Source organism: Autumnicola edwardsiae (assembly GCF_031846505.1).
GTDB lineage: Bacteria > Bacteroidota > Bacteroidia > Flavobacteriales > Flavobacteriaceae > Autumnicola > Autumnicola edwardsiae.
Genome location: NZ_JAVRHP010000098.1, coordinates 1 through 11,327, shown reverse-complemented (window position 1 = coordinate 11,327; position 11,327 = coordinate 1). Strand labels below are relative to the sequence as shown.

The window sequence follows — 11,327 nt, the reverse complement described above, 5'->3', positions numbered from 1 at the left end:
CCATTCTGACTTTGCCCAATGTCGTAATCCACTAAACTGTCCAGCTTTTCAATGTCTTCTATTGCTCCTTTATAATCTCTAAAAAACTGGTAACGACACCAACCTCTATACCCAAGATGTTCTTCCGGGTTATACAGAACTGCTTTGTCAATAAATTTCTTCCAGGTCACAAAATCTCCACTTTTAAGATAAGCAACAGATTTTGCCCGGTAAGCATAATCAAATGTTGAATCAATCGCTAAGGATTCGTCCAGAACAGTTTGAAATTCCCTGGTGAATTGATAATGTCCTTTAATTTCCAATGATTTCTTACAGGCTTCGTATTTTAAGGTATCACCAAGATATTTGTAAGCCTCGCAATTGGGTTGAGCAAATACGCCTGAAAAGGACAACAACACTATTATTAAACCAAGATTTTTCATTAAGGTAAAATTTCTGTTAGTTGTCCTTCTGATATTTTAAAAATGAGATACATATAATAGTCAACAGGAATATCACTTCTGTAAAGAATTTGCCAGTTTTCAATCTCTTTTGTTATATCCACAAGTTGAGTAACTATTCTTTCGTCAAATTCAATTTCCTGATAGTTATAGTCGGACTGCAATACCCTGAACCTACCTGTTTTTCCTTCGCAGTTTACAATGAAACGTACTCTGATAAAACCGTTTTGGTCTTTATTTGACAATGGCTTGTATTTCGATTTGAAAGTGTTTAGAAGGGATGATTTTTCTCCGCCATAAACAGGACCTTCTCCTAAATTGAAGTATTGAAGAATATAGTCGTCTCCGTTACAAATTTTAAAGTCCGATTCATCTATTTGGTCATTCTGTTCGATGTCTCCCACCCAGCGTAAATAGTCTGGTTTTTCATCAACTTTTTTTTCAGATTGACAACTTAAAAAGCCTGATAATAAGATTATTGCAATAAGGAATTTTTTCATAGGTTTTGTTCAAATAGCTTACACCGCCTTGGTAGAATTGGGTGAGCTGGCGAGCTTGATAATTGGGGATACGTTGTTAGCTGCTGCTGTTTAAACGTAATTTTATTTCATTTACCCACTCCTTGTAGTTATAAAATTTTTGAGCAATATCTATTTCCAACATTCTATTTTTAATTTTTTTTGAATCACCTATGATTTCAAGTTCTTCAAGTACTGAAATTATATGATCTTCTATCTCCTTTTTTATAGTCTTTGTGTAACTAAAATTATCTCGTTTATTCTTCCATAATTTTAGTGGGAATTTGGAGGGTTTTCTTTTCGATAAGTCACTAAGCCAAATATCATTATCTAAAATGCCATTCAAAAAAGTCGAACGATATTTTTCTGGTAACCAATTTGAATCTGAACTTAATAGCCATACCAATCCTTCAAATGCATCGATATTTGATCTTGAGTAATTTGTATCATGTGCATAGAAATATGTTCGCGCAAGCGCTCGGCTTGTGTAATTGCCAAAATCCGGATGCCTGAGAGCTATTACGTTTCCACAAGTTGGTTTGTTATCAGACAAGGTGTTCAAACCCCCGTTCGAAAAAATTATATCCGAACGTCCATCTTTTTTTTCTAATAAATTATCGAAAACATCTTCGAAACCTTCATCAAATCCAGGAATAGTTAATTGAGGAACATATAATGCTAAAATTTCAGGATTTTCTCTTGCACATTCATAAAGGCCAGGCCATCTACTAATAAATTGATGGATTTTTTCTGGATTTGTGATTGGACATATATTTAGTTCCTCTCCCTCAAAGGACCAATCTATTTGTAATACTGTTGAAGCTATATTTAAACCTCTAAATTTTCCAAAATCATTATCGACGTGAGGAAGCGGAAAACTCCATCTTTTATGGGAATTTAAATCAGGATATTTTAAGAACTCCTTGTATTCAATGATGTCTAACCACCATTCGTCAGAAATTGCAGGAGTCTCAACCTCAAGTTCTGTCAAGTATTTTTTCGCTACCACTAAAGGGCTTTCTTCAGGTTTAATTTTCTTTATTAAATCCCTTAGGAGGGAATTTATTCCATTTTGTGTTGTTCCAGCTAATTTATCAGCTAGTGGAGGAGAAAATTTCGCAACTCTTCCATAGTTACTCGATGCCATATTGGTAGAATCAAATTCTTTTGCTCAACCATTTCACGAAGGGTTAGTCCATTCAATTCTCTTTTAGCCCAAGGTTTTTTGAAAAAATTTGGACTTAGAACTACTATACCAAAGCTTGAATTAGATAAACCTTCATCAATTTTTTGCGTAAGACTATCACCAATTTTTAATGAAAATTCATCGTACCATACTTCAATATGCTGTTGTTGAAGCAGTTTAGCTAAAGGCCTAACAAAATCTTCTTTATCTTCACTCGCATGGCATATAAAAACATCATAATGCATAATCCGATTGTTTTTTTATTTGAGAAGCTTGGAAAAAGTTGCAGCCAACGTCTCGTATAAAAAAGTTTGAGCTGGCGTGATTAATTGTCCGTAGGTTCCCATCAAAGGGAACGGCGCACCACAATCAGGCGTTGCAAACGAGTACAAAATTTTGATTGGGGAAAGGTTTTTATATAATGTTGTCACACGTTATTTTATGAGGCTGTTTATTTCTTCTGCAATTTCTTTAATACTATAAATTGAACTATTTAGAGCGACCTTATCAGCCAAACTTAAACTGAATTTTTGCACTTCATCTTTAGAAACCTTGTGCCAAATTGGTAAAATGACCTTTAGTCCGTTCATCTCTTTATTAACAAAACCATCAAGTTCATAATTCGTCCAATCTCTTTTAAAAAAGGAAGAAGATAAAACGACGATTCCATATCTCGAATTTATCAGACCTTGGTCGATAGAGCGTCTTAGGCTATCCCCGATTTTTAATTCAAACTCGTCGTACCAGACTTTAATTCCCAGTTCTTGAAGTTCAGTTGCTAATGGTCTAACAAACTCATCTTTATCGGCAGAGGAATGAGATATGAATACATCATATTCTTTATTCTCTTTTTTAGGGGCTTCAGAATTTTGAACTTTTATCGTTTCGTGTGTTAGATGTTTTTGTCTTTCTAGTTCTCTATTTAGGTTGCGTTGAAATTCTAGTTGCTCCCGTTCAGTTTTCTTGCGCTCTTTCGTTTGCTCTTTAGCTAGGTCTATTTGGTGTTTTCGTACCTGTTTGTTCTTGTCAGCCAACTTTTTAGAAATATCCGCTTTCTTTTTTTCTATCCTACTGAGTTCCGTTTGCTTGGTCCGGATCTGATTCATTTTACTCCTGACCGCTGACTCAGAACTCGTTTTATTAGCTTGATCTGAAAGGCTGTCGACACTTTTCAATAGTCTTAGTTCCTTATCAGATTCAGCCGATTTTTGCTTTTCTAGAGTTGCAATATCCCGTTCAAGACGGTCAATATTTGATGTTATTGAAGATATACTCATAGTGTGGAATAAATGTGTGGCAAAATCTCGTATAATAACTGGGCGAGCTGGCGAGCTTGATTGTCCGCAGGTTCCGACCGAAGGGAACAGTGCAGCACAATCAAGCGTTGCAAACGAGCAGAGCGTTTTAAATTGAAACAGGTTTAAACATTGCTTTTATAGGTCGTTGTGTGCAGTTCCTTATCGCTCGTAATCGATAAGAATTCTGTTTAATTTAATTTAATATGGTCTCTGGAGTTACCAATTCCGCTAACTTTGCAGCAACTTCAGACATAGAATCTTCTATTGTACTCAATCCACTACGTGAGCCAAGTAATGGGCTTACCTCCCGTAAATCTTCAAAAGTTGTATTATGTACGATTGGAACAAGTAAATCACGAGCTAATAGAGCAGAAAGTTCTTTGTCAGCTACTCCTTCATTTTTAATGCGTCTTAGGAATAAAGGAGTTACTAATACGATACCAACCCGAGACTTAACCAATCCTTTGTCGATTTCCCGGAGTAAAGAAGAGCCTAACAAAACATCCTTTTCGCTAAACCAAACAGAAACACCTTTAGATTCTAACAAATCGTGTAGTTCTTTCGCGGAACCTTTTCGGTCCTCCCAAGCGTGACAAAGAAAAACATCTCTCAAATCTGGTAAATCTACACGTTTCTCAATATTTTCACGTACAGGTGTTAAAGTACGAATTTCCGATGGTGTATATAATATAGTTGAACCGTATGAAGACCAACTCACTTTTCTTTTAGTGCTTCCGCCGCTACTACCATTACCTCTTGAACTGTATGAGGATGAAGAGTAAGGTGAATTATATGTAGGATATGAATTATATCCGTGATATCTGCCTCCGCAAGCAGGGCAGTTTGCCCTTCCACTTGCTGTGCGATGACCATTAGCTGGTGCTGTACATCTTGCCATTTCTTTTTAAAATTTGGATTGCGCTAATTCCAAATTTATAGAAATATTCCAATTTAATTTACGGAATTCTAATTACTTATTAACCAGTTTTTTAACAGAAGTTTTGTAATAATTGCAGATTACGCAAATAAACAGTAGGGCAGATCAAGGTGAATATTCGACGCATTTATACAATTATTTTTCTTACCGCTTTTGGAATATCATCAAAATCATCAACCCAAATCACGTTTAGTCCAAGTTCATTTGCATCTTGCTCTTCTAAAAGCATAGACATTTTGTCAATAGTTTTTGTACTGTTGGTAAAATCTGGAGTTTTCTTAATAATATAATGATTCAGGTTATTAGACGGATCTTTTCTATTTGAAACATCTAATAATCTTCTCAGATTCGGATCAGTTAGACTAAGTCCAATTAATAGACAATTATTTTGACTTAATTTATTTAGCTGGATGAGATTTGACCAACTAAATGGATCGATAAATTGTGTGTGATAGGAGTCTTCGCTAAAGACAATTTCTGTTTCCCTTGTAATTCGACCTTTTCTGGGTAAAAAACCATGTACATGATAGACTGGAAGTTCTGCTGGGTTACTTCTGAGTCCCTCTGCTGAAACTGATTTATGTTTTATATTACTTGTTGCCAGATTTTCTTCAATTAGTCCATCGAAATTAAATGTAATTATAGAATCCAAAGGTTTCCCATTTCTTTGAGGACGTGCAAGTTCCACAATTGCATCTATTAATTCGCATGATGTAGGATTACTTCGATACAAAGAGACCCTCAATTCTAGAAGAAAGTCCTTACCAAGATTAGACCTCAAATATTTACCGATCATCAACGAAGAAGAACCAAGCCTCCTCTGAAATTCATCAACACTAACGTCTTTAAGTGATATTGAATGGTCATTTGAAATCTTAACCATCATAGATTCCAACAACCTAAGCAACAATGAATTCCATGAAGGGATACCTGCTCCAATTGATACACCTGCTCCGCAAATCAATGTAAGTTTGCCAGCTTGAAGAGCTTTTGCAAGTGACTGATAAGTTTTATCATAGCTCCTTTTAATTTTTGTGGGTTCTTGATCTTCATCACGTTCATCTTCAGCTAAAGCCTTCAAAATTCTTTGTATACCCAAGGAGATGTCAAGAGTTAGATCTACATAAACATATCTTGATAAATATTGCGGGACAGTACTTTGGTCAACGAGCACAGGAATAATCCTTTGTCGCTTTTTAGATATTTCACTGAACGCGATTGCAGTATATTCCTGCATGACCCATTTAGATTGAAGAGAATGCTCACTCACAATTATAATTATAGCATCCGCACTTCTTAATCCTTCTTCAAGTTTATTAATTAAATTATCACCAGCTCTTAATTTCCAGTCGTCATACCACACATCATGACCATTAGACTTTAATTTCTCGGAAATAAGATCTGCGTACTTTTTATCTTTTTGACTGTAGCTTATAAATACATTCATTGGTAATTGTTATGTTGGCTAACGTTAAGTGTTACTGCTGTAGGAGCTTTTTTGCGACTATTGCAATAACATGGTATTCTCGAACATTTCATTTTTATAGATAGATTTTATTAATAAAATTTTTGTAGAATGTATCACTAAAAGCACCAGTACTTAATATTTTTGGTAAAACGAAGTGGTAAGCTGTATCGACGTTGCGTTTACTAATCTACCAGAATCCCTCCAACAAACCACCTGAAACAAAGGATATTCATCAACAGACTTACCAACAGGCCGATAATTGTAAAAAACAAGACCTCATCTTAAAATTAAAAGCTTCAGAAGAGAAATGGCAGAAACCGCCGGGCTTAAAAAGAAAAAGGGCGAAAATTGCCATTTTCACCCTCTCATCTAAAATATTGCTTTTTTACTATTCCTTTTCAGCAGCAGCCGCGGCTACTGTGGCAGATAATCTTTTATAAGTTCCGTTTTCCAAACGTTCCCGGATTGCAGAAAAAGCTTCAAGCGTTTCTTCAACATCGGTAAGGTTATGGGATGCGGTTGGAATAAGCCTTAACAGGATCATTCCTTTCGGGATTACCGGATAAACTACTATAGAGCAGAAAATTCCGTAATTTTCCCTTAAATCCTTAACCAAGGCCATAGCTTCAGGTATACTTCCTTCGAGATAGACTGGTGTTACACAACTTTGTGTGGTTCCTATATCAAATCCTCTTTCTCTGAGTCCGTTTTGCAGCGCGTTTACGTTCTCCCAAAGCTTTTCCTTAAGTTCTGGCATCGTCCTTAGCATTTCCAGCCTTTTAAGGGCTCCTACCACTAATTGCATTTGCAGGGATTTTGCAAACATCTGGGAACGCAAATTGTATTTAAGGTAATCGATGATTTCTTTATCCCCGGCAATGAAAGCTCCTGTGCTGGCGAGAGATTTGGCAAAAGTGGCAAAATATACATCAATGTCGTCCTGTACGCCTTGCTCCTCACCTGCTCCGGCTCCTGTTTTACCAAGAGTTCCAAAGCCATGCGCATCATCTACAAACAATCTGAAATTGTACTTTTTCTTCAGTTCAACTATTTCCTTCAGTTTTCCCTGTTCACCCCGCATTCCAAAGACCCCTTCAGAAATCAACAATATCCCTCCTCCGGTTTGTTCAGCAATTTTAGTAGCACGCTGCAGGTTCTTTTCGATACTCTCCATATCGTTGTGCTTATAGGTAAAGCGCTGACCGAGATGTAACCGCACCCCGTCGATAATACAGGCGTGGGCATCTACATCATATACAATAACATCAGATTTCGACACTAAAGCATCTATCGTAGAAACCATCCCCTGGTATCCAAAGTTTAGAAGGTACGCAGATTGTTTACTTACAAAAGAAGCGAGCTCGTCCTGCAGCTTTTCGTGAAGATCTGTATGCCCGCTCATCATCCTTGCTCCCATCGGGTAAGCAGATCCATACTGCTTTGCTGCTTCGGCATCTATTTTTCGCACTTCCGGGTGGTTGGCCAGTCCCAGGTAGTCATTTATACTCCATGTAATCACATCTTTTCCTCTAAACTTCATTCGGTTGGAAATCTCTCCTTCCAGTTTAGGAAATACAAAATAACCTTCAGCCTGATCTGCCCATTTTCCTAAAGGCCCTTTATCTTTGTATATTTTGTCAAATAAATCTCTCATTGATTCTTTTTTATACCAGCCACAAAAGTACTCAAAATCGCCTCAACTGCCCAAAGTTATTTGGCTGCCTTAGCAGAAACTTTTTAAATCGAAAACATCCGCCTGTTGCGGATGTTTTATTGATCTTTTATTCTAAAATGAAATTTTATTTTATGAATTCTATTTGTTGAACTGAAATTTCGTTCTGAGTATCGAAAAATCCCTGTTCGTTCATCCAGTCGTCACTGTAAATTTTGCTCATATATCGCGAACCGTGATCTGGGAAGATCACCACAACCTTACTATTTTCATCAAACTCCCCTTCTTCTGCCAACTGAAGGATTCCCTGCATTGCGGCGCCACTTGTGTAGCCCAGAAGGAGACCTTCTGTTTTTGCCAGTTTTCGTGCTGTATGCGCACTCTCCTCATCTGTCACCTTTACAAATTTGTCTATAACGTCAAAATCTGTAGCCGTAGGGATCAGGTTTTTTCCCAGCCCTTCAATCCTGTAAGGATAAATTTCTTCGGAATCAAATTCTCTTGTTTCGTGGAATTTCTTCAGAACAGAACCGTAAGCATCAACTCCAATAATTTTTACATCGGGATTCTGCTCTTTCAGATATCTTGCAGTACCCGAAATTGTTCCTCCAGTCCCACTACAGGCAACAAGATGCGTGATTTCACCCTCTGTTTGCTTCCAGATTTCTGGTCCTGTGGTGCGATAATGCGCTTCCATATTAAGCTCATTAAAGTACTGATTGATGTAGACGGAACCTTTTGTTTCTTCATGAATTTTACGGGCAACCTGATAGTAAGACCTTGAATCATCTGCCGAAACGTGTGCAGGACAAACATAAACTTTGGCACCCATAGTCCTGAGCATGTCTATTTTATCTTTAGATGCTTTAGAACTAACTGCCAAAATACACTCATATCCTTTGATGATGCTCACCATAGCGATACTAAACCCGGTATTGCCCGAGGTGGTCTCCACAATGGTATTTCCCGGTTTAAGAATGCCTTTTCTTTCGGCCTCTTCAATAATATATAGTGCAATCCTGTCTTTGGCCGAGTGTCCCGGGTTAAAAGCTTCTACTTTAGCGTAGAATTCGCCTTTAAGTTCTTCAGTAATTTTATTGATTTGTACAAGGGGTGTATTTCCAATAAGTTGTAATACATTATCGTACACTTTCAAATCTTCTTTCATAAACGAAGTTATTTTACAGAAAAAGATTTTATGATATAGCAAATTCAGTTACTTAAACTGAAGAAGTATTTCGTAAAATCAATCAAAGTTAAGGCAAAAATTTTAATTATTCATTAATTCCCTCCAAATCGAGAAGAAAAGCATACTCTTCAGCAACTTCCCTTAAGGCCTCAAATCTTCCTGAAGCACCTCCATGTCCCGCATCCATATTGGTGTGAAAAAGCAGGGTATTTTGGTCGGTTTTCAGTTCTCTAAGCTTGGCTATCCATTTGGCCGGTTCCCAATATTGTACCTGCGAATCATGTAATCCCGTAGTGACCAGCATATTTGGGTAATCCTGCGCCACAACGTTATCGTAAGGGGAATAGGACTTCATATACTCATAATATCCTTCTTCATTAGGATTTCCCCACTCATCATATTCTCCTGTGGTAAGCGGAATGCTGTCATCAAGCATCGTGGTCACCACATCTACAAAAGGCACTGCGGCAATCACTCCCTTATATAGGTTTGGTGCCATATTAATAACTACTCCCATCAACAATCCACCGGCAGAACCGCCCATCGCATAAAGATGGTTTGCTGAAGTGTATTTTTCATGTATAAGATGTTTTGAAACATCTATATAATCTGTAAAAGTATTTCGTTTATTGAACAGTTTGCCATCTTCATACCAGCCCCTTCCCAGGTATTCCCCACCCCGAATGTGCGCAATAGCATAAATGAATCCGCGGTCGAGCAAACTTAGCCTTACGGAAGAAAAGTAGGGATCTATAGTGGAACCGTAGGAACCGTAAGCATATTGAAGCAGCGGATTTTCTCCGTTACGCTCCATTCCTTTCCTGTACACCATGGTAACCGGAATTTTAGTTCCATCTTCAGCAGTGGCCCAAATGCGCTCAGACTCATAGTTATCTTTATCAAAATCTCCGAGTACTTCCTGTTCCTTTAATACCGTTTTCTCCCCCGTTTCCATGTTAAAATCTATTACTGATGTGGGCGTAGTAAGGGAATTATAGGTATAACGAAGAATGCTGGTGTTAAAGGCAGGGTTTATAGAAGTGTAAGCGGTGTACGTTTCATTATCAAAAGGAATGTAGTATTCAACATTATTGTCCCATCTTATTATCCTGATCTTGTTCAGGCCGTTGTGCCGCTCTCCTACCACAAGAAAATCTTTAAATATATCAATATCTTCAAGCAAATAATCCTCACGATGCGGAATTACGTCCTCCCAGTTTCGCATCTCTGTGTGATCTTCCGGGGTTTTCATCAGCTTAAAGTTAACTGCTTTGTCTTTATTGGTAAGGATGTAAAAATGATATCCATAGTGTGAAATGCTATATTCCAGTCCTCTTTCACGAGGCTGAAAAACTCTGAATTCCCCTTTTGGATTGTCTGCTTCAAGAATCCTGTATTCGGTAGTAAGTGTACTGCTGGACCCGATTATAATATATTTTCGGGATTTCGATTTGTAGACATAAGTGCTGAAGGTTTCATCTTTCTCTTCAAAAACCAGCTCATCCTCCTCTGCATTTGTTCCCAGGGTGTGCTTATAAATCTGAAAAGACCTCAGCGTCTGTTCATCCTTTTTTGTATAATACAACGTCTTGTTGTCATTCGCCCAGGTAGAACCGCCAGTGGTATTTTTAATTTCTTCGGAATAAAATTCACCGGTTTCAAGATTTTTGATACGAATATTGTATTTCCGGCGGCTAAGTGTATCTGTGGCAAAAGCAACCATCTTATTGTCGGGGCTTATATTTAATCCGCCAAGACGATAGTAATCGTAACCTTCAGCCATTTCATTAACGTTGAAAAGGATTTCTTCCGGGGCATCCAACGTCTCCTTTTTTCTGGAATAGATAGGATAATCTTTTCCGGTTTCAAAACGGGTAAGGTACCAGTAACCATTCAGCTTATAAGGAACAGACTCGTCATCTTCTTTGATGCGGCCCTTCATTTCGTTGAATAACTGAAGCTGAAAATCCTTGGTATGAGCAGTCATTTCCTCGTTATACCGATTCTCTTCTTCAAGATACTGGATCACATCAGGGTTTTCCCTCTCATTCATCCAGTAATAATTATCGATCCTTACGTCTCCGTGTATTTCAAGTCTTTTTTCAATTCTCTCGGCCTTTGGGGGCAAAATATCTTTCTTCAATCTAATTTCGTTTTAATTCGGCAAAGGTAAGCATCCTGACAAAATAATTAAGATTAGCGTCTTAAGATCATTTTTGACCGGGTAATTTATTAAATTTGTCTTCAACCACTTTAAAAAGAAGAATATGTTTGGAGATATGATGGGTATGATGAATAAGATCAAGGAAACCCAGGAAAAAGTAGAAGCTACAAAAGAACGACTTAAAACCGTACTTATAGATGAAGAATCCAGCGACGGACTCCTAAAAATTACCATTACAGCAACCAGGGAAATCAAAAATATTTCTATTGCAGACGAGTTGCTTGAGGACAAAGAGCAACTGGAAGATTATCTTGTGCTTACCCTTAATAAAGCCATTTCCAGAGCTTCTGATGTAAACGAAGCCGAACTTGGAGCCGTTGCCAAAGAAGGAATGCCGGACATTCCAGGAATGGATATGTTTAAGTAAAGTTCGGAGTTTGGAGTTTGGAGTTTGG

The 11,327-nt window shown here is 37.6% G+C and carries 10 protein-coding genes and 1 pseudogene; 1 reads left to right on the top strand and 10 read right to left on the bottom strand.

The window, feature by feature from the left end; all coding sequences use genetic code 11:
- The 10 genes and pseudogenes from RM529_RS14200 to RM529_RS14155 form a co-directional block, all read right to left on the bottom strand.
- Window positions 1-422: pseudogene (locus RM529_RS14200) on the bottom strand (hypothetical protein); the annotation flags it as partial.
- Entirely contained in the window at window positions 422-940 is a 519-nt protein-coding gene (locus tag RM529_RS14195) for a hypothetical protein (protein WP_311485428.1), read from the bottom strand. The pseudogene RM529_RS14200 and the gene RM529_RS14195, both read right to left, overlap by 1 nt.
- 76 nt (window positions 941-1,016) lie before the next feature.
- A complete protein-coding gene (locus tag RM529_RS14190; RefSeq protein WP_311485427.1) occupies window positions 1,017-2,105 on the bottom strand; it encodes a hypothetical protein in 1,089 nt (362 codons plus the stop codon).
- Window positions 2,057-2,389, bottom strand: a complete 333-nt coding sequence (locus RM529_RS14185) for a toll/interleukin-1 receptor domain-containing protein (protein WP_311485426.1) — start codon at window positions 2,387-2,389, stop codon at window positions 2,057-2,059. Before RM529_RS14185 ends, RM529_RS14190 begins: the two co-directional genes overlap by 49 nt.
- Before the next feature lie 189 nt (window positions 2,390-2,578).
- Window positions 2,579-3,421 carry a toll/interleukin-1 receptor domain-containing protein gene (locus RM529_RS14180; RefSeq protein ID WP_311485425.1) on the bottom strand — a complete coding sequence of 281 codons (843 nt, stop codon included), beginning with the start codon at window positions 3,419-3,421 and terminating at the stop codon, window positions 2,579-2,581.
- 214 nt (window positions 3,422-3,635) lie between these two features.
- Complete coding sequence (locus tag RM529_RS14175) at window positions 3,636-4,340, bottom strand: toll/interleukin-1 receptor domain-containing protein (protein WP_311485424.1); 705 nt, start codon at window positions 4,338-4,340, stop codon at window positions 3,636-3,638.
- A 166-nt stretch (window positions 4,341-4,506) separates the two neighbouring features.
- A complete protein-coding gene (locus RM529_RS14170) occupies window positions 4,507-5,826 on the bottom strand; it encodes a TIR domain-containing protein (protein ID WP_311485423.1) in 1,320 nt (439 codons plus the stop codon).
- Window positions 5,827-6,235: 409 nt separating this feature from the next.
- Entirely contained in the window at window positions 6,236-7,501 is a 1,266-nt protein-coding gene (gene capB, locus RM529_RS14165; RefSeq protein ID WP_311485422.1) for a cysteate-C-fatty acyltransferase, read from the bottom strand.
- A gap of 145 nt (window positions 7,502-7,646) precedes the next feature.
- Window positions 7,647-8,687: a cysteate synthase gene (gene capA / locus RM529_RS14160; protein WP_311485421.1), complete on the bottom strand. Its 1,041-nt coding sequence runs from the start codon at window positions 8,685-8,687 to the stop codon at window positions 7,647-7,649.
- Between the two features lie 106 nt (window positions 8,688-8,793).
- Window positions 8,794-10,851 (bottom strand): S9 family peptidase, encoded by a 2,058-nt coding sequence (locus tag RM529_RS14155; protein WP_311485420.1) that lies wholly within the window; start codon window positions 10,849-10,851, stop codon window positions 8,794-8,796.
- A gap of 124 nt (window positions 10,852-10,975) precedes the next feature.
- Between RM529_RS14155 and RM529_RS14150 the strand changes: the two genes are divergently transcribed.
- Window positions 10,976-11,299, top strand: coding sequence for a YbaB/EbfC family nucleoid-associated protein (locus tag RM529_RS14150; protein WP_311485419.1), 324 nt, complete (start codon window positions 10,976-10,978; stop codon window positions 11,297-11,299).
- Window positions 11,300-11,327 lie beyond the last annotated feature (28 nt).

Bases quoted from the DNA above. Each gene is read 5' to 3' on its own strand.
- RM529_RS14170 (WP_311485423.1), bottom strand. From the start codon at position 5,826: ATGAATGTATTTATAAGCTACAGTCAAAAAGATAAAAAGTACGCAGAT.
- capA (WP_311485421.1), bottom strand. From the start codon at position 8,687: ATGAAAGAAGATTTGAAAGTGTACGATAATGTATTACAACTTATTGGA.
- RM529_RS14190 (WP_311485427.1), bottom strand. From the start codon at position 2,105: ATGGCATCGAGTAACTATGGAAGAGTTGCGAAATTTTCTCCTCCACTA.
- RM529_RS14185 (WP_311485426.1), bottom strand. From the start codon at position 2,389: ATGCATTATGATGTTTTTATATGCCATGCGAGTGAAGATAAAGAAGAT.
- capB (WP_311485422.1), bottom strand. From the start codon at position 7,501: ATGAGAGATTTATTTGACAAAATATACAAAGATAAAGGGCCTTTAGGA.
- RM529_RS14180 (WP_311485425.1), bottom strand. From the start codon at position 3,421: ATGAGTATATCTTCAATAACATCAAATATTGACCGTCTTGAACGGGAT.
- RM529_RS14195 (WP_311485428.1), bottom strand. From the start codon at position 940: ATGAAAAAATTCCTTATTGCAATAATCTTATTATCAGGCTTTTTAAGT.
- RM529_RS14175 (WP_311485424.1), bottom strand. From the start codon at position 4,340: ATGGCAAGATGTACAGCACCAGCTAATGGTCATCGCACAGCAAGTGGA.
- RM529_RS14150 (WP_311485419.1), top strand. From the start codon at position 10,976: ATGTTTGGAGATATGATGGGTATGATGAATAAGATCAAGGAAACCCAG.